14 protein-coding genes are annotated in these 20,019 nt (G+C 51.1%); 1 reads left to right on the top strand and 13 read right to left on the bottom strand.

The features are described from left to right. Positions 1-407: 407 nt before the first annotated feature. A complete protein-coding gene (locus tag FHS90_RS12915) occupies positions 408-1,169 on the bottom strand; it encodes a helix-turn-helix domain-containing protein (protein ID WP_343049703.1) in 762 nt (253 codons plus the stop codon). A 357-nt stretch (positions 1,170-1,526) separates the two neighbouring features. Between FHS90_RS12915 and FHS90_RS12920 the strand changes: the two genes are divergently transcribed. Beyond that, entirely contained in the window at positions 1,527-2,723 is a 1,197-nt protein-coding gene (locus FHS90_RS12920; RefSeq protein ID WP_182513358.1) for a S8 family serine peptidase, read from the top strand. Between the two features lie 505 nt (positions 2,724-3,228). Here FHS90_RS12920 and recQ read toward each other — a convergent pair. From recQ to FHS90_RS12980, 12 genes are all read right to left on the bottom strand, one after another. Then, complete coding sequence (recQ, locus tag FHS90_RS12925) at positions 3,229-5,364, bottom strand: DNA helicase RecQ (RefSeq protein WP_182513359.1); 2,136 nt, start codon at positions 5,362-5,364, stop codon at positions 3,229-3,231. A 220-nt stretch (positions 5,365-5,584) separates the two neighbouring features. After that, positions 5,585-5,920: a phage holin family protein gene (locus FHS90_RS12930; protein WP_182513360.1), complete on the bottom strand. Its 336-nt coding sequence runs from the start codon at positions 5,918-5,920 to the stop codon at positions 5,585-5,587. An 83-nt stretch (positions 5,921-6,003) separates the two neighbouring features. Next, positions 6,004-7,098, bottom strand: coding sequence for an agmatinase family protein (locus tag FHS90_RS12935; protein WP_246387000.1), 1,095 nt, complete (start codon positions 7,096-7,098; stop codon positions 6,004-6,006). Between the two features lie 3 nt (positions 7,099-7,101). Beyond that, the gene (gene speE, locus FHS90_RS12940; protein ID WP_182513361.1) at positions 7,102-8,385 is read right to left on the bottom strand and encodes a polyamine aminopropyltransferase; all 1,284 of its coding nucleotides are present in this window, start codon (positions 8,383-8,385) and stop codon (positions 7,102-7,104) included. A 205-nt stretch (positions 8,386-8,590) separates the two neighbouring features. Further along, complete coding sequence (locus FHS90_RS12945; protein WP_066836350.1) at positions 8,591-9,214, bottom strand: chemotaxis protein CheC; 624 nt, start codon at positions 9,212-9,214, stop codon at positions 8,591-8,593. A 33-nt stretch (positions 9,215-9,247) separates the two neighbouring features. Then, positions 9,248-10,879, bottom strand: a complete 1,632-nt coding sequence (locus tag FHS90_RS12950; protein WP_182513362.1) for a chemotaxis protein CheA — start codon at positions 10,877-10,879, stop codon at positions 9,248-9,250. After that, positions 10,876-12,003, bottom strand: a complete 1,128-nt coding sequence (locus FHS90_RS22775) for a chemotaxis protein CheB (RefSeq protein WP_182513363.1) — start codon at positions 12,001-12,003, stop codon at positions 10,876-10,878. The genes FHS90_RS12950 and FHS90_RS22775 overlap by 4 nt, the downstream gene beginning before the upstream one ends. 28 nt (positions 12,004-12,031) lie before the next feature. Further along, the gene (locus tag FHS90_RS12960) at positions 12,032-12,412 is read right to left on the bottom strand and encodes a response regulator (RefSeq protein WP_066836342.1); all 381 of its coding nucleotides are present in this window, start codon (positions 12,410-12,412) and stop codon (positions 12,032-12,034) included. A 24-nt stretch (positions 12,413-12,436) separates the two neighbouring features. Further along, positions 12,437-12,940 carry a chemotaxis protein CheW gene (locus tag FHS90_RS12965; protein WP_066836340.1) on the bottom strand — a complete coding sequence of 168 codons (504 nt, stop codon included), beginning with the start codon at positions 12,938-12,940 and terminating at the stop codon, positions 12,437-12,439. Beyond that, complete coding sequence (locus tag FHS90_RS12970; protein ID WP_193788623.1) at positions 12,940-18,396, bottom strand: HAMP domain-containing protein; 5,457 nt, start codon at positions 18,394-18,396, stop codon at positions 12,940-12,942. The genes FHS90_RS12965 and FHS90_RS12970 overlap by 1 nt, the downstream gene beginning before the upstream one ends. Positions 18,397-18,528: 132 nt before the next feature. Then, positions 18,529-19,278, bottom strand: coding sequence for a ParA family protein (locus FHS90_RS12975; protein ID WP_182513364.1), 750 nt, complete (start codon positions 19,276-19,278; stop codon positions 18,529-18,531). Between the two features lie 121 nt (positions 19,279-19,399). Continuing rightward, entirely contained in the window at positions 19,400-19,885 is a 486-nt protein-coding gene (locus tag FHS90_RS12980) for a SixA phosphatase family protein (protein WP_182513365.1), read from the bottom strand. Between the last annotated feature and the right edge of the window lie 134 nt (positions 19,886-20,019).

The raw sequence follows: 20,019 nt of genomic DNA on the forward strand, positions 1-20,019 counted from the left end.
GTTTGGTTATGGTTGATTTAGAGCAAGAGTCACTATTGATTTGTGAGGGTAGAGTGTCAGGCTGTTTTCTATATGGCCCAGGAGGCTCATAGCAGCAGTTGCGCCAACCAGGTGATTAACTGAGAGAACGCAACCTCTTGTTACGGTTCTTTACCATATGAAACCTAGATCTACACTACTCAGCGGGCGAAGATTCAGAACATAGAACCTGGTGCATAGACAAGCTTCCATTTCCAGATTAGATTAACTCTCCGGTCCCGCCGGGAGCCCCTGCCCCAAGGTCGCCTTTACCGCTTTTAGAAATCTGGTAATGTTCAGGGGAAAACAAACACCCCTCTGTTTTGGGGCTGTTTTTTGAAAAACAGCCCCAAAACAGAGGGGTGTACTACTATATACAAAGGTGTGACTTACTTGGTGACTTTAAGTTTTTTCACCTCCTGCTGCAGATCCAACACCAGCGAGGTAAGCTTGTCCAGAGAGATTTCCGCCATAGGGAAAGACGTACTGATATAGGCTTTTGCCTCCCACAGCTCTACCACATCTTCCAGTTTCACCTCATACGGCTCATAAATGGGGTTGTCTGAGTGCAGTCTCAGTGCAGTATGTTTCTCCTGCTGATAGATTCTCTTGAACACGATTCCTTCCTGCAGACTTACCACAATGCAGGGGGTTCCGTCTTTAATCTCCTGCCAACGCTCCACATAGCGGCCCACAATGACCGTTCCTGAAGGAATGGGCAGCATGGAGTCCCCCTTGATCTCAAAGGCGCGGTATGTGCCAGGGCCCTGGATCATGGGTAATCTGAACTTTGGCAGCTCCTCCATGAATTCTGGGTCAGAGTAGCCGTTCAGATACCCGGCACTGGCCTTGTACGGTACCAGCTCAATATTCTCCCGGTCCTGGGAGTCAACCGTAATAGACAGCACCCGCACATTTGATTTGTTCTTAGACGAACCAGATTGAAGGGAGTTGGGCAGGTCAGGGCTGATCAAATCATCTACCGGCAGGTTGAACACCTGGCCCATTTTCACCAGGGTTACCAGTTTAGGCTCAGCCCTGCCTTCTTCATACGCCCCAATCAGGGAACGCTTTATCTCCAGCTTCTCTGCCAGCTGAACTTGGGTGAGGTTGTGCTGTTTTCGTAAATATTTAAGGTTCGTGCTAAGCATGATCAAGTAGTCTATAGGTAATGATTAGTAAAAATACTAATTCTTTAGCACGAAACTAAATATTTTGGCATTCATTTAAAATAAAATTTTTCCTAGTTAGACAATTCCCTGCAGCCCCGCCCTCTCCTCCCAATAGGGCAAGGTTGAGTAGATTTTTAAAGGGATAGAAGCATCTATATAGTGCTATATACCTGAATTAAAGAGCAAATAGGCTATAAATCACTTCAGAAATAAATCAGTTTTATTTCAGTCCATATTGAACCATTACTGAAAAGGGGCGGTTACGAGACAAATAAGGAAGTGGTTTCAAATCCTTCTTTTATCCATGCTTTTTCTTTAACTATTAAAATTTAGTATATGAAATCAGGAAAGTTCAAGAAAGCAGTGTCGTTCTTCGCGCTTGCATCTGTGTTTACCATGGCGGGTTGCCAGAAGGACGAAATTTTAGAAGAAGCTGTTCCCACTCCTTCTGAGCCAACGGCTACCTCCTCTGCCGTGGCAGGCAAATACATTGTGGTCCTGAAAGACGGCAGTACCAGCAGCGAAAGCCTCAGAGAGCGCGTGCTGGGTTCACACCGCATTAAGCGCGAAAGAATTAAGCAGGTTTTTGACGGTGCTTCAGACGGTTTTGCCGGCTCATTGTCCCGTGAAGAGGTGGAAGCCTTGAAAGCTGATAAAGATGTTGCCTACATTGAACCGGAGCAAGCTGTTATGCTCGGTAAGCCACTTAAAACTACTACCAATTCAACCACTTCTACTTCCTCTACTACCACCACCACCACAACTACCACGTCAACCCAAGAAATTCCATGGGGCGTTGCCCGGGTGGGATATGGAGACGGCACCGGTAAGACAGTTTGGGTTATTGACTCAGGCGTAGACACTGACCACCCTGATCTGAATGTGGACGTTGCCCGCAGCAAGTCCTTTATCTCTGGCGTTACGTCTGTAGAAGACGGCTACGGCCACGGAACCGGCGTTGCCGGTATCATTGGCGCCAAGAACAATAACATTGGCGTGGTAGGCGTAGCCGCCAATGCCACCATTGTAGCCCTGCGAGTGTTTGATGACACTGGTTACGGTACTTTGACCCGCATTTACTCTGCGTTGAACCATGTGTACAAAAACGGAAAGCCTGGTGATGTGGTGAACATGAGCCTAAGAGTAGACGGCTCTACTTTGTTAGATGATCTAGTGAAGAAGACAGCAGCCAGAGGCATCTACATAGCCATTGCGGCCGGTAACAGCTACATTGACTGCAAGAATGATTCTCCTGCCCGTGTAGTGGCGCCTAATGTGTACGTAGTGTCTAACATGGACTCTTACGGTAAATTCAACTCCACCTCTAACTTCGGTACTTCCGTTAAGTTTGCGGCCCCTGGCACTGCCATCAGATCTACCAGCAAAAACGGCACTTACGCCAACGGAAACGGTACTTCCTTTGCCGCTCCGCACGTTGCCGGTATCTTAGCCTTGAACGGCGGCAGAGTGAATTCCCAAGGTACAGTTGTAGGTGACCCAGACGGCAAAGCCGATCCAATCGCCCTTAAATAATTCACATATCCCCCACAGAAAAGGCCCCTCTACCAGTAGAGGGGCCTTTTCGCGTTAATAGATTTCTGTTAAAGAACCTTTCTGTTTTCGGCCTGTTTTCTGAAAAACAGGCCGAAAACAGAATCCAGCACTCTCTCCTGATCTCTTTGAAAGGGGCTTTCAGTAAAGGGAATACCCTAAGTAGGTGAAGCTATTTCTGCCTGTGGCCAGAACCGTCATCCTTACTGTAAAGCTGTTAGGAGTTTATTGATTTTACCTAGGCGTGCGCCGCAAGAGGTACCTTAAGGGTGAAACGGCTTCCTGTTTCCGGGCTGTTTTCTAAAAACAGCCCAGAAACAGCAAACACCAGCCTACACTTTTACCCTTTCAAGCTCTTGGATTCGTAAAGGAGAAACCCTGTTCAGCTTCTGCTGTTTTATACATTCTGCAGGAAGACATCTAAAATTCCAGAGAAGCAGGGCGTGCCCATACCTGAAAAGCTTATCTATAGCCCGCTGTTCTTTCGTTAGGCTTTAGCCAGGGCGCCCTCTTCTTTGTTGAACCGGCCAATCCCCAGCCTAATTTTAAGATAGTCTACCTCGCCGTCCAGATATTCAAAGATGGGTTTCAGCGCCGCGGTTTGCTTGGTGGCAATAATGCCCTCCCGCACCCGTGAATACTCCCAGTCTGAGAGATAAGGCTTCAGATCCACCTCATACCCCTGCTGGTAAAGCGTGGCCAGATGTGAGAAAATAGTAGTGAGCTGCACCTGCCGTTGTTCTGAGATCTGCTCCGGGGTCTTGCCCTGCCGTAACAACTCATACGTCACCAGGTGGGTGGTTCCCTTCAGGCGGGCCTGCTGCTGCTCTGCCTGCTGCGCCAGAAAACTCAAGATGGCATTGATAAAAGTCTCGCCGTACTGCTCATACTTGGCCTGCGCCACCCCAGAGATAGCCAGAAACGCCATTTTATTGGTAGGCCGCTGCTCCACAATCTCCTGCAGGGTATTATCTGTGAAGACCACGTAGGGCGGAATGCTCCGTTCATTGGCCAGTTCCTTCCTAAGCTGGCGCAAGTGCTCAAACAGGGCATTCTCCACCGCACTCCTGGATTTCTTCTGACGCTTCTCCTTCTCCTCTTTGGGGTCTACCGGCTGGAACTTCACCAGCTCCACATTTTTGCCGTTGAACAGCACTTCCTTGCTCCCGTTGTTCAGTTTAAGGGCGCCGTGCTCCTCATAGGCAATGTCTAACATGCCCAGATTGATGAGCTGGTGAATATAGCGCTGCCAGTCCTGGGGAGCCACATCACGGCCCACGCCAAAGGTTTTGAGTTTGTCATACCCCCGGCTCAGGCTCTGCTGGTTTCGGGAGCCCCGCAATATATCTACCACCTGGGCGGCAGACACTGACTCCTGGGTTCTGGCTACCGCCGAAAGAATCTTCTGCGCGTACTCCGTGCCGTTGAACGAAGTGGGGGGATTGTCACAGATATCACAGTTGCCGCAGTCTTTGGGATATTCCTCCCCAAAATAGTGCATGAGGGTTTTGCGTCGGCAACTGGTGCTCTCTGCAAACTGCTGCATCCGGTCTAACTTGGCATGCGCCAGAGCCTGCTCTTTGTTCTCCCCCTGGTTGATGATGTCCCGCAGGGTCATCACATCTGCAAAACTGTAAAACAGCAGCGCCTCGGCAGAGGCACCGTCCCTACCCGCCCGGCCAATCTCCTGGTAGTAGCTCTCCAGGTTCTTGGGCAGGTTGTAGTGAATGACCCAGCGCACATTAGATTTGTCAATCCCCATCCCAAACGCAATGGTGGCGCACATGATCTGCACGTTGTCCTGCAGAAACTTCTCCTGCACCCGTTCCCTGTCTCTGGCACTCATGCCGGCGTGGTAGTAGTCTGCGTTGAAGCCTTTCTCCTTCAGTTTATTGGCCAGGCTCTCAGTGGCCTTACGGCTCAGGCAGTAAATAATGCCCGGCTGAAAAGGGCGCTGCTCCAGAAAATCAAGAATAGCCTCCATGCGTTTCTGCCCCGGCTGCACCTGCAGGTAAATATTGGGGCGGTCAAAAGAGGAGATGAAGACTTTGGGGTCCTGGAGGTACAGCTGCGTCAGGATGTCACGCTGGGTGAGCCTGTCTGCCGTGGCGGTGAGCGCAATTACCGGTACCTCCGGGAACTGGAGCTTCAGGTTCTTGAGCTGCAGGTACTCCGGCCGGAAGTCATGCCCCCAGGCCGAGATACAGTGGGCCTCATCAATGGCGAACAGGTTTATTTTTAAACTCTTCAGAAAGGAGAAAAAGCCCACTGACAAAAGTTTCTCTGGGGAAACGTACAGCATTTTAAGCTGGCCATTGAAGCACTGCTGCTCTACCTGCTGCTGCTCTTTGGCAGACTGTGAGCTGTTGAGGTACGCCGCGTTGACACCGTTGCCCAGCAGCGCCTCCACCTGGTCTTTCATTAGGGCAATGAGTGGGGAGACCACTACCGTTATTCCCGGCATTACCAACCCCGGCACCTGGTAGCACACAGATTTTCCGCCGCCCGTTGGCATAAGCACTACCGTGTCCCGTTTCGCCAGTACATGGGAGATTATCTCCTCCTGCCCCGGCCGGAACTGGTCATACCCAAAATATAGCTTCAGAACTTCCCGTGCTTCCATTTTTCACCTGTTTTCACAAAAATAAGCCAAAAACGGCTAATTTCCTTAGCAACCTTTCCTTAAAATAAGTCCCTCTTAGACGCGGGTGGGTTTTCCCTGCTGGCAGTACGAGATCTGTGGTTGAAGGCTTTTTCCTCTTGAAAGCAGCGGTGGGGAGAAAGTAGCGGGCAAAAAAATAGCCCGAATGACTTCGGGCTAAGGCAATACGTGCTAGCAGGAGTTAGCCGGTGATCAAGTCAATGATGTAGGTGACCACAGACAGAATCAAGCTGAAGATGATGGCGTTCAGGAAACCTTCTACCGAAAAGCCGTCTAAGATAAAGTCTGCCAGGTAAAGTATGATCGCGTTAATCACCAGCAGGAACAGCCCCAAGGTGAGAAACGTAACCGGTATGGTAAGAAAGACCAGAATTGGCCTTACCACCGCGTTCAGGATAGCCAGCACCAGGGCCAGCAGAATACCACTCACAATGCCTTCCAGCAGAATGCCCGGCACAAAATTGGCCAGCAAGAGAGCGGCAATCCCGGTTAGAATGATTTTTAAAATGAATCCCATAGTTTTATCTGAGTTAAAGCATGGTAGAAATTTTCTGTTTTCGGCCTGTTTTCTGAAAAACAGGCCGAAAACAGGAAAACAGGTTACTTGTGGTCAGCCACCAGCCTCCCCTGAGATACGGCCATCCAGTTGCAGAGTTTGTAGAGCAGGCGCGCGCCTACGTTCCCGTTCCACTCGGTGTCACCGGGTGCCACTTCGCAGAGGTCAAAGCCAATGATTTCACGGCCCGACTTCACCAGTGCCTTGATCAGGTAAACCGCCTCCTCAAACTCAAAGCCGCCGGGAACAGGGGTGCCGGTGCCGGGGCAGAGCTTAGGGTCTAAGCCGTCAATGTCAAAGCTGATGTACACCTTCTGGGGCAGCTGCGCAATGATTTTCTTGCATTGCTTGCGCCAGGTGTTGCCCTCGTACATCTTGGTTTTGATTTTGCTGTCATAGAACGTGGTGATACGGCCGTTGCTTTGGTCAACCAGCTCCGCTTCGCCCTGGCAGAGGTCTCTGATACCCACCTGCACCAGCTTTTTCACCTGCGGCAGCTTCAGGGCGTTGAACATGATGGACGCGTGCGAATAGGTGAAGCCCTCATACGCATTCCTCAGATCAGCATGGGCATCTACCTGCAGAATGCCAAACTCCTCATGCTTCTGGGCCAGGGCATGCATGAAACCGAGGGGGGTGCTGTGGTCTCCTCCTAAAACCCCCACCAGCTTGCCTTTGTCCAGGTACTCCAGGGTGGCCTGTTTAGACCACTGCAGCAGCTCCTCCCCTTTCTGGTTCACCTCCTCAATGGTCTGCTGAAACTGCTCTTCTGTGCCTTGCACGCTGCCTTCCAGCCAGCCAATATAGGCTTCTGTCTTTTCCCGGAGGCGTCTGCTCTCCTGCGCCCATTCTTCTGGCACCTCTGGCATGTGAATGCCCAGATGCCAGGCATTTTGCAGCTCAGGGTCAAACAGGTCCAGCTGCGGCGAGGCGTCCCGCACGGCAGCAGGGCCCTGGGCGGTACCGGCGTTGTAAGAGACGGTGACTTCCCACGGAATTGGAAATACCACCACCTCAGACTCCTCCTCCGTAAAGGGCAACCCGAAGAGACCGCTGCCCACCTCCCCCACTCCGTTAGGATCAAAAGACGTTAATTTGGTGCGTTTAGAATCGCACATTGATGGTTGCTGAAAGTCCATGGTTTAGGCTTTTGAAGAAAGTAAGTCTTTAACAAAGTTTGGCAGCGCAAAGGCAGCCGTATGGATGTCTTCATTGTAATAGCGCAACCCTTGTGAGCGAGAGAACGCCGCCGCCGCCGTCTGGTCAAAGTTCTTAGGCTGCACCTCTCCTTTAGAACAGAAAGAGAAGCTCCAGGTACCGGTTGGGTAGGTGGGGATGGCCGCCAGGTAGCAGTGTACTTTCTCTGCGCCAAAAATGCTTTTGTAGGTGTCATAGATCTCTACAAACACCTTGGTGTTGAAGCGCGGCGACTCACTTTGTGTGATCATGATTCCGTTAGAGGTCAGGCAGCGGTATACCTCAGCGTAGAAAGCGGCCGTAAAAAGGCCTTCGCCCGGGCCTACCGGATCTGCTGAGTCTACTATGATCAGGTCAAAGGCAGCATCTGGACAATCCTGGATGTATTGAATACCGTCTGCCACCAGCAGGTTCAACCGGGGGTGGTTGAAAGCGCTGGCGGTCTCAGGCAGGTGCAGTTTGCAGGCCTCAATGACCAGTTCGTCAATTTCTACCAGTACCACCTCTTCTATAGCCTCGTGCCGAAGCAATTCGCGAACGGTTCCCCCGTCTCCCCCGCCTATCACCAGGGCTTTTTTCACATTCCCATGACTGAAGACCGGTACGTGGGTAATCATTTCATGGTACACGTATTCATCTTTCTGGGTGCACATCACCATACCATCCAGGGTGAGCATGTTGCCGTAAGCCAGCGTCTCAAACACCTCCACCTTCTGGTACGGGCTCTGCTTTTTATATAGCTGGTTGCCTGAATGCTTTAGCGAAAGGGCAATGTTCTCGTCCCGCTCGGTAAACCAGACATCACGGGTAATGGTAGGGATGGGCGCCACCACCTGGCCTGTGTCCCGGGACTCTACCGTAAAATCTGTTCGCTTGAGCAGACTTTGCTGCCCCCGGCGGCACTCCATGGAGGAGCCGTGGCTGGCTTTGAAGGCTTCTTTCAGAAAATTATAGGAAACCCACGGGTCTACGGTTTCCCCACAGGTAAACAGGTCAACTGCGGCATACCCGTACTCTGGCCAGGTGTGAATGGCCAGATGGCTTTCCTGGATCACCACCACGCCAGAGACGCCATAGGGGGAGAAGTGGTGAAACGTACTGTTGATGACGGTGGCACCTGCGGTTTCAGCGGCTTCTACCATGCTGTTTTCAATGTGCACCACATCATTCATTAACTCCGGGGAACAGTTGTAGAACTCTACCAGGATGTGTCTTCCTAAGGCGTCCATAAGCGGTTATTCAGTTACTATTTATATTTCAGACGCGCAAAACAACAAAAAAGATACTGGAATGAAAAGTTACCCGCCCCCGGCGTTTTAGGGCTGTTTTTACAAAAACAGCCCTAAAACGCCGGAGATCAACTATTATGTAAATGAAAAGAGCCGCTGGGGGCGGCTCTTTTTCTATCATAAAATAATTGAACGGGAGTATTTTCTACTTGGTAAGGAAATTATAGGACCTGATGATCTCCAGAATTTTAATAAAGGTGTTGGTATCAAAGAACAGCAGCAGCGGCAACTCCACCAGTTGTGAGTTATGGGTGAACTGTGTGATGACCGTAAACACCAGCGGTTGGAAAAGCGGGTGGTCAGTGAAAATATCACGCAATGACATGGCAATGTCATGTTTGGGTGCCACCGGCGGCGAGCCGTAGATATTTGACTTGAGGATATTGGCCAGCTGGGTCACCAAGGCGCCGGTGATGATGTTGCTCACCTCCAGCAGCAGGGACTCCTGCATCTCTGTGAGCGGTTCACCCGGCGTTAATTTCATTCCCAGGCAAACTTTGGAAAGCTGCTCTATATGGGCATCAGAGAAGAGCATAAGGGTGGCCCCGTTCAGTTCCCCTTTTATATCTGACTGAATAAACGTGTGCGTTTTCTCATAGGCCCGTACAATTTTCAGGAGTTCCTCGGCCTCCATCAACTGCAAGTCCGGCACTTTGAGGAGTACCCGGTCTTTGGCAATGACTGCAAACGAATCTGCCGCCCTTGCTAAGCCTATGTTGAGAATCTCTTTGATGATATCCCGCTCTAGTTCATTTACTTGAAGCTCCATAGCTGGCTCTTAATTTAATGTTTCCTACCGCACTTATCTCCTGGCAATAAAATAACGGGTGATAGCCGCCACATCCAGCACCAGGCACACTTTGCCTGAGCCCAACAAGGTTACCCCCGCATAAATTTCAATCGTATTCACTGGTTTGCTTAAGGCTTTGATGACAATATCCTGCTGTCTCAGCAGTTTATCAACAATCAAACCCAGCTTACGGTTATTGTAGGTCACAATAATGATGTTCTGCACATCGCCCTCTAACTTAGACTTCTTACCGCTGTATTCATGTAGCTCAGAATTAAAGAGCTCCTTCAGGTACACAATGGTAATGGTCTCCCCATTGATATCAGCCACCAGCAGGTCGCCCACCTCATGCAGCTCTACAGATGGCAGCGCCACCACTGAGTCTGTATGCATCAACGGAATAGCATAGAAGTTTTCTTCTACCTGGCACAGCAGCGCCCCTTTAACGGCAATAGAGGTAGGCAGGAAAAGGGTGAAGGTGGTGCCTTCGCCTTTTTTAGAGTCTACCCGTATTCTTCCGCCAATGGAGTCAATGGCATTCTTCACCACATCCAGCCCCACCCCGCGCCCTGACACTTCTGTCACTTCTTTGGCCAGTGAAAACCCCGGTTCAAAGAGGTAAGAAAGCACCTCAGACTCCCGCAGATCCTCAGCGGCCTCAGCCGGCAAGAAACCGCGCTGCACAATGGCCTTCCTTACTTCCTGCTGGTCAATGCCCTTGCCGTCATCGGTCAGTTTCAGAATAACCGTGTCACGGTCATTCTGGGCAGAAAGGAAGACATTGCCCTGCGGCGTCTTCTTCAGTTTCTTGCGCACGTCTGCTTTCTCAATCCCGTGCGAAATGGCGTTCCGCATAAGGTGCAGCAGTGAATCTGTGATGATCTGCAGGATATTCCGGTCAATCTGAATGTCCTGCCCTGAAATCTCCAGGTTGATCTCCTTCTTCTCTGCCACGGCTATGTCCCGTACTATACGCGGAAATTTGTTAAACAAAGAACCCACGTTCACCAGACGGGCATCCATCACACTGTACTGCAGCTCATCTGTGATGCGGTACAGGTGGGCGCTTACGTTTTTCAGATCCTCATTGTCCAGCTCCTTGCTGATGGAGACAATCCGGTCCCGGTCAATGATCAACTCGCCCACCAGGTTCAGCAGGTGGTCCAGCTTCTTGATCTGTATATAAATCAGGTCAGAGAGCGAAAGGTTTTTAGAAGTATAGTACTTCTGCACCTTTGACAACTCTGCCGTATTCTCTGAAATTGAATTGACAATGATGTCCAGGTTGCGGAGCAGGGCCGGGCTTGGCTCCACCTCTTTGGGGCTGTCAATGTTGGTGATCATCTCACCCAACATATCAATGCCATCAAAAAGCACCGTCACCACCTCATCACTAAAATTCAGCTCCTTGTTCCGGATCAACCCGAAAGCCGTCTCCAGTTTATGGGACACATCTGCAATAGAAACATACCCAATGGCCTTTGCGTTGGCCTTCAGGTTGTGCAGCAGCCTGAAGATCTCAGCCAACAGCTGTTCATCTTCAGGGCTTTTCTCCAGATCACTAATGTGCCGGTTCAGCGCATCATAGTATTCGAGAGCCTCAGCTATAAATATCTCTTTATATTCCTGATCCCTCGATTTCATCCTGTCAAATTACAATAGAGCCCGTGGCTCAGGTGTCTATCACTCACAAATCTATTGATGATGGCATTTATCTGCCCCAACGGGAAAACCCCATTCACCACCCCGCGTTCAATCGCATTCTTGGCCATCCCGAAAATAGAGGACGTCTCTTCATTCTGCGCAATCACCACTCCGCCATTCTCCTGAATGGCACAGGCCCCGGCAGAACCGTCTTTTCCCATGCCGGTCATAATCACCCCCAGCACCTGCGCCCGGGCACAGGCGGCGGCAGACTGCATGAGCAGATCCACAGAAGGTGACTCCACAGCAGTGGCCGGCATAATTTCCAGGAAGAGGCGGTTTGGCCTGAGCGGCGTACGCCTAACCAGCATATCCATTCCTCCCGGAGCTATGATGATGGTCTGCGGGGTAACAGCCATGCCTTCATAGCCTTCTTCCACGCGCCAATGCGTGAGTTTCTGCAACCTTCTGGCCAGACGTTTGGTGAATTTCTCCGGCATATGCAAGGCTACCAGCACTGCTGTTGGCTGTACTACTTCTAACTCTCTGATTAAATATTCAACCGCCTTTGACCCACCGGTAGAAGCCCCTATCACCACCAGACAAAGCGGTTTATCCAGCGCAGAATAAGAAAATAAATCAACTGCTGAAGTAGAAGTGGGCATAGAAAAATGCTCCTTCCTTTTCACTTTCCTCAAGCCGTTTTGGCTGCCTGTGAACCTTCCCCCAAACTCCTTTAGCTTAGCCATCAGCTCCTCCTTATATCCGGGGCGCTTTTTGCCATTCCTCACAGCTTCCGGCTCTGATTCCTGAAACGCTTTCACGTTTGAGGCAGGATGGCTTTGGAGCGCCATTTCAGCAGACACCAGCAAAAGCAGGGAAGATTCAGTAGTTAATACCGAAGTAAAAGAAGGTAAATGTCCGCTCAAGGTTAACCCGCTATGCGTCACAATCACATCAGGCTGGTAGGACATTGCCTTGGTCAGCAATTCATCTCTGGACTGGGCAGTATCTACCACCTCCAGATTGGGATCGGCATTGATCATGCCCAATAGCACCAATCTGGAGCGTACAGATGCGTCTCCAATCAAGACTCTGATTTTACGTGTAGGCGTTAGCGGCACTGGTTTGTGGCGGTACTAAAATGAACTGTTATTCTTCTTTGAATGCATTGGTCAATGCCTCCAACACTTTGTCTTCAGAAAAAGGCTTGATAATGTAATGCAAGGCCCCGTACTCAGCGGCTTCATTCATGATGACTTCCTGCCCCACGGCGCTTACAATTACCACCTTGATCTCTGGGTTGTCTTGTTTGATGCCCTTTAATACATCAAGCCCGGTGTTATCTGGCAAAATAACGTCTAAGGTAACCAGATCCGGAACCTTGTCGCGGGCCATTTCCAGGGCAGTCTTACCGTCTGGTGCCTCGCCCACTACATCATAACCCGCATCCAGCAACATGTTTTTAAGCATAGTGCGCATGTAGAACGAGTCATCTACAATCAGTATTCTTTTTTTCTCAGTAATTTCCATAATAGTCTAGTTCAGAAATAAGCACTATGATTTCAGTTCCATGATTTCCTCAGAGGTCAGGATTTTGTAGATGTCTAACACTATGATCAGACGGTCATCAATTTTTCCAATTCCCTCAATGAAGTTCTCATTGATGTTAATGTCCTGAATGAAGGAAGGGGCTTTGTCAATGCTTGAAACCGGGAGCGACAGAGACTGCGGCACCTCCCGGACAATAAATCCCATGGTATAATCCTTCGCCTCCATAACAAGAGTATAGGTGTGTTTGCTTTGGGTGCCTGCTGTGGAGCGCTCAATGTTAAAGCGCTCCTCCAGGTCCATAATAGCAATAATATCCCCTCTTATATTAGAAACCCCCTTGATGAAGGAAGGGGTTTTGGGCATGCGGGTGATCTCTGGGGTAATGGTAACCTCCTTTACCTGGTCAATGCGTACCCCGTATTCCTCAGTGCCTAGTTTAAAGACAATGAGATGCACCTTTACCTCAACCGCCGCCTCTTTTTTATCACGAATATTCTGTGACTCCATTAGTCTTGTCCTCTGGATTTACCTGTTTTTTTGGCTACTGCCTTCTTGGCCAAATCTGAGTCTATGTCATCTTCAGGCGCTATAAAAGCACGCTTGCGCGCAGCCGGCACGGCAGAAAGCTTGCGGTTGTTCCGGTTAGGGAAAACAATGTTCCCGTTAATCAGCTTGAAGGCCGAAATACCCACCTGCAGGTCATCTGCAATGTCATTCAGACGCTGGCTGGAAGCGGTCAGTTCCTGCATGGAAGCCGACAATTGCTTGGCAGTTCCTGCTACCTGTTGCGTACCAGAGGCTGTCTGCTCGGCAATGGCCACCACTTCTTCCACGTACTTCACTACATCTCCGATAGACGATTTCTGAACCTCAGTAGATTCTAAGATGTCCTGGGCACTGCGAAGGGTTTCACCACTGGAAGTCGCAATATTCTTAAAGGCGCCAGATGCTTCAAACGTAGCATTCTTTCCTTTCAATACGCGGCCTTCCATGGTCGCAATCGCAGCAGCGGCAGAAGAGGTATCTTTCTTCACATCTTCTACCAGGGTGGCAATCTCACTGGCTGATTTTCTGGAACCTTCTGCCAGCTTACGGATCTCTTCAGCTACCACCGCGAAACCACGTCCTGCCTCACCCGCACGGGCCGCCTCAATGGCCGCATTCAAGGCCAGCAAGTTGGTTTGGGACGCAATGTCGGTGATCACGCCCAAGGACTTGGAAATTTCCTGGCTGCGGGTACTCAATACTTCAATGGTTTTGGCAGTCAGCGCGGCAGAAGAAGAAATCTCCTCCATGTTGCGCACCACCTCGGCCACTGTTTTCAGTCCCAACTGGGAAGTCTCCTCACCCATTACCGCCGAACGGTTTACCACGTCTGCCTTGTTCGCCGTTTCTTTGGTCGCTTTCATGATTTCCTCAATCAGCTTAAAGGCCTGGTCTGTTTTCAAGGCTTGGTTCTGCGCACCCTCTGCCATCTGTTGCATGGCCAGGGCCACATCTACCGTTACGCGGTTCATTTCAAGCCCTTTGGCGGCCATTTCCTCAGAAGAGCTTCCCACAATCAGCGAGCTGTCGTTGATTTCTCCTAAGAGCGCGTTGAGGTTGTCTACCGCCAGGTTCAAGGCGTTTGACATGGCTAAAATATCACCTGCGGTATGAATCTCTACTTTTTGGGTCAAGTCACCTTCAGAGATGGAACGTACTACGCGAGACACTTCCAGAACCGGCGTTACGATTGACTCCAACAGGTCGTTCAAAGTGTCCACCAGTTCTTTCCAGCTTCCGCTCACACCTGGTACAGAGGCACGCTCTGTCAGTTTCCCTTCCACACCGGCCACTCTGGCCACACGGCTAACCTCACCCGCTAAACGGTTCAGGTCTTCCACCATGCTGTTGATGGTATCTGCCAGATCAGCGAGTTCACCTTTGGCTTGCAGGGTCAATTTCTGGGTCAAGTCACCCTTAGACACCGCGGTTACTACTTTCACAATTCCCCGTACCTGAGTAGTCAGGTTTGAGGCCATTACGTTTACATTGTCAGTCAGGGCTTTCCAAACACCGGCTACATTCGGCACTTTGGCTTGTCCGCCCAGTCTACCCTCAGTACCCACTTCCAACGCCACCCGGGTTACCTCACCGGCGAAGATGTTCAAACTGTCCACCATCTGGTTCAGGTTGTCCTTCAGCTCGGCTAACTCACCGCGTACATTCACCGTGATCTTCTGGGTCAGGTCGCCTTTCGCCACCGCGGTTGCAACATTGGCAATGTCACGCACCTGCAGCGTCAGGTTGGAGGCCATGGTGTTTACATTGTCTGTCAATGCTTTCCAAACACCGCCCACATTAGGTACGCTTGCCTGGCCACCCAGTTTACCTTCTGTACCCACTTCCAGCGCCACACGGGTCACCTCACCAGCGAAGATGTTCAGCGAGTCCACCATCTGGTTCAGGATGTCTTTCAACTGAAGGATCTCACCCTTCACGTTCACCGTCATCTTCTGGCTCAAATCCCCTTTCGCCACCGCGGTCGCCACATTGGCGATGTCACGTACCTGGCTTGTCAGGTTGGAGGCCATGGAGTTCACGTTGTCAGTGAGCGCCTTCCAGGTTCCTGCCACGTTCGGCACAGATGCCTGACCGCCCAGTTTACCCTCGGTACCCACTTCCAGCGCCACCCGGGTCACCTCACCGGCGAAGATGTTCAAGCTGTCCACCATCTGATTCAGGATGTTCTTCAATTCTAAGAACTCTCCTTTTACATCAACCGTGATTTTCTGGCTCAGGTCACCACGGGCAACGGCAGTCGCCACGTTGGCGATATCACGCACCTGCAGCGTCAGGTTGGAGGCCATGGAGTTCACATTATCGGTCAGCTCTTTCCAGGTACCGCGTACTTTTGGCACGGAAGCCTGTCCGCCCAGTTTACCTTCGGTACCCACTTCCCTTGCTACCCTGGTTACCTCGTCCGCAAAAATATTGAGCGAGTCCACCATCTGGTTCAGGTTATTCTTCAGTTCGGCTAATTCGCCTTTTACATCAACGGTAATCTTCTGGCTCAAATCACCACGGGCAACGGCAGTTGCCACGTTGGCAATATCACGCACTTGCAGCGTCAGGTTGGACGCCATGTAGTTCACGTTCTCAGTCAGGTCTTTCCAAACGCCACCTACATTAGGCACGCTGGCTTGACCACCTAAGATTCCTTCAGTACCCACTTCACGGGCCACACGGGTTACCTCACCGGCGAATATGTTGAGCGAGTCCACCATCTGGTTCAGGTTGTCCTTCAATTGAAGGAGCTCGCCTTTTACATCAACGGTGATTTTCTGGCTCAGGTCACCCCTTGCTACCGCGGTCGCCACGTTCGCAATGTCACGCACCTGCAGCGTCAGGTTGGAGGCCATGTAGTTTACGTTCTCCGTCAGGTCTTTCCATACACCGCCCACGTTTGGCACGTTGGCTTGGCCGCCCAGTTTACCTTCGGTTCCTACTTCTTTTGCCACACGGGTTACTTCACCAGCGAAGATGTTCAGGGAGTCCACCATCTGGTTCAGGTTGTCCTTCAGCTCGGCCAGCTCGCCCTTAACATTAACAGTAATTTTCTGGCTCAAGTCTCCTCTCGCCACCGCAGTTGCCACATTGGCAATATCACGCACTTGGAGAGTCAGGTTGGAGGCCATGGAATTCACGTTGTCGGTAAGTGCCTTCCAGGTTCCTGCCACGTTCGGAACAGATGCCTGTCCGCCTAGTTTACCCTCGGTACCCACTTCCAAGGCAACCCTTGTTACCTCACCGGCGAAGATGTTCAAGCTGTCCACCATCTGGTTCAGGTTGTCCTTCAGCTCAGCCAGCTCGCCTTTCACCCCTACGGTTATCTTCTGGCTCAAATCTCCGCGAGCCACCGCAGTTGCCACATTGGCTATATCACGTACTTGCAGCGTCAAATTAGACGCCATGTAGTTCACATTTTCTGTCAGGTCTTTCCAAACACCGCCCACATTAGGCACAGATGCCTGGCCACCCAACTTACCCTCAGTACCCACTTCACGGGCCACTCTGGTTACCTCACCGGCGAAGATGTTCAGGGAGTCCACCATCTGGTTCAGGTTGTCCTTCAGCTCAGCCAGCTCGCCTTTCACGTTTACTGTAATTTTCTGGCTCAGGTCACCACGGGCAACAGCAGTCGCAACATTAGCAATGTCACGAACTTGTAGGGTCAAGTTAGACGCCATGTAGTTCACGTTGTCGGTCAGCGCTTTCCAAACACCTGCCACATTTGGCACAGATGCCTGTCCGCCCAGTTTACCTTCGGTACCCACTTCCAGCGCCACCCGGGTCACCTCACCGGCGAAGATGTTCAGCGAGTCCACCATCTGGTTCAGGTTGTCCTTTAACTGAAGGAGCTCGCCGTTTACATTTACTGTAATCTTCTGGCTCAGGTCACCTCTCGCCACCGCAGTCGCAACATTGGCGATGTCACGAACTTGCAGGGTCAGGTTGGAGGCCATGGAGTTCACGTTGTCAGTCAGCTCTTTCCAGATACCGGCTACCTTTGGCACGTTGGCTTGCCCACCCAAGATCCCTTCGGTACCCACCTCACGGCTTACCCGAGTCACCTCATCCGCGAAGATGTTAAGGCTGTCCACCATCTGGTTCAGGTTGTCTTTCAGCTCGGCCAGCTCACCTTTCACGTTTACTGTGATCTTCTGGGTCAAGTCCCCTTTCGCTACCGCGGTGGCCACGTTGGCAATGTCACGGAGCTGCGAGGTTAAGTTGCTGGCCATGGTGTTTACGTTGTCGGTGAGGTCTTTCCATACCCCGCCCACGTTCGGCACCTTCGCCTGGCCACCCAGTTTACCCTCGGTACCCACTTCACGGGCCACCCGGGTTACTTCATCCCCGAAGATGTTCAAAGAGTCCACCATCTGGTTGATGTTCTCCTTCAGCTGAAGCATTTCCCCTTTCAGGTCTACTGTTACCTTCTGGTCCAGATTACCCTGGGCCACGGCCGTGGTTACTTTGGCAATATCCCTTACCTGAGAGGTAAGGTTAGAGGCCATGGCATTCACATTATCGGTCAGCTCTTTCCAGATACCGGCCACGTTTGGTACAGACGCCTGTCCGCCCAGTTTACCTTCGGTACCCACTTCCAGCGCCACCCGGGTTACCTCACCGGCAAACAGGTTCAGGTTGTCAATGGTACGGTTGATGGTTTCGGCCATGACCTTGAAGTCACCGGACACGGGAATCTGGAACGTCTCATCCAGATTACCCCGGGAGATGTTCTTCAATACCTTGCCCACCTCTAATACCGGAACGGCAATGGAGTCAACCAGGCCGTTGATATTGTTGATCATGTCTTTCCAGAAACCGGAGGCGTTCTCTGCTGAGGCACGGGCTTTCAGGTTCCCCTCCACCCCGGCTACTTTAGAGATACGGGACACCTCGCCGCCTACCCCGCCAATCATCTCCACCATGGAGTTGTAGGCTTCGGCAATCTCAGAGAAGATGTCGTTGTTCTGCTTGGTCAGACGAACCGAAACGTCTCCCTTCTTAAAAGCGTCCAGCGCGTAGAGCACGCGGTTCAACTGCTCGTTAATATAGTCAGAGTCCTGGTTCTCTGTTGACAGCCTGGGCGAATCACTTTTCCTGGCCTGGTTCTTTGCCTGGTCATGAGACATGCGGGCGATTGAATTTGTGGCCATTGGCACACCCTTTTCCATTTCTTTTCCTTTTCCTTCTGCACGGGTTTCCTTGCCAGCAGAGGCTTTGGTGGCAGAGACTTTTACATCTGCCAACGGCACCTCTACTACAAGGGTCTCATCTTCTTTGGGCTGTTCTGCAGGAGGGGTCTCTGCAGGAGTGGAAGGGGCGCCTTCCTGCGGGTCTCCAGCAGGAGCTCCAGCCTCTGCCTTCCCAATGAGTTTATCCTTGTTGAGTTTTAGATTCTTACCTAAAGCCATCTTATCTATGATTGAGGAGCGTTATGTATCTGCTGCGGCAAAAGATGCCAATTTAATTTTAATGCGGTGGCGCTGCTAATCTGCCCACCACGCAATTTACTAATATTATAAGACTTCTGAAAGTTTCCCTTGCTAAGAAATTGATACAAATTCTTTGGCCAACCCCAGGTAATCTTTGGCCCCATAAGAAGATGCGTCATAATCCAGCACACTTTGCCCAAAGGAAGGCGCCTCTGCCAGTTTAACGTTCAGCCTGATGCGCTGGTGGAAGATGTATTCATCAATGTTCTCCTTCAGGTAATCTTCAATCTCAGAGCTCAACTTGCGGCGCTTGTCAAACATGACCACCACTATGCCCTTCACCCGCAGGTTAGGGTTCAGCGTTTCCCTGATCTGCGCCACCGTGTTCAGGATTTGCCCCAACCCCTGCAGGGTAAGCACTTCCATCTGCAAAGGAATGACCACCTCAGTAGAGGCCACCAGCGCGTTCAAGGTCAACAGGGACAGGGAAGGCGGGCAGTCAATCAGGATGTAGTCAAAGCCTTCCACCTCCCGCAGCATGTACTGCAGGAACAGCTCCCGCTCCTTCTGGCTTACCAGTGAAATCTCTATATCAACCAGTTCATTGGAGCCCGGGGCCACCCAGAGACCGTTTCTCTCCTGCAGGCAGTCAGTGAGTTTCTGCTGCCCGGAAAAGACCTCGGCCAGCGTACAGGCGGGCTCCGTGATACCTAAGGAATAAGAGAGGTTGGCTTGGGGGTCAAGATCGATCAACAAAACGCGTTTTCCCAGTTTCTGGAGGGCACTTCCCAGGTTAATGGTAGTGGTGGTTTTACCCGTACCCCCTTTTTGGTTGATGACCGATACGATGGTTGCTGGCATAGGTTGCAGAAAATCTAAAATAAATTTTTCACCGCTGAAACTGCGCTAAACTACAAAAGAAAACGCCAATCCATTTCTGTTTTTGGCCTGTTTTCAAGAAAACAGGCCAAAAACAGAAAGGCTACGCGGTGTAGAGAGCCTGCAGTTTACAGGTGCCCGCCCGCAAATGCTCCCACGTCATGCCGGTGAAATGCAGGTGGGCCACGGTGGCCGGTAGAAAGTTTACAGGCTCTTGCCCTTCATGCTGGAGCATGGCGGCCAGAAAAGAGATCACCGGATTGTGCCCCACCAGCAGCAGAGTGTCTACCTCATCAGAAACATCTGAGACAAGACGGCAGATTTCAGTCTCAGAGCCATGGTAGATCACCTGCTCCAGCTGCAAAGGCAGGTTGCGCCCCACCTCGGCCATGAGGTTCTCAACGGTGGCGCGGGTGCGTACGGCGGGGCTGCACAGAACCAGCTCTGGCACCAGCCCCAGGCTCTTCAGCTTGATACCCATCTCGCCAGCCTGGCGCTCCCCAAAAAGAGTCAGTTCCCGGTCAGCATCCTGCTGCCCCGTTTCTTTTTCGGCCGCCGTGGCGTGCCGCATCAATAAAAGATTCTTCATTCTACTAGATGGCTAAAAAACCTTTTTACAGAGTCTTGGTATATATTTAAGTACCTACTGAGAAACCGTCTCCTTCACTACCGGTTTGCATTGTCTCAGAAAATTACTTCATCTTTGAAAAATTTTTGGGCACT

The organism is Rufibacter ruber (genome assembly GCF_014138425.1).
GTDB classification, from domain to species: Bacteria; Bacteroidota; Bacteroidia; order Cytophagales; family Hymenobacteraceae; genus Nibribacter; species Nibribacter ruber_C.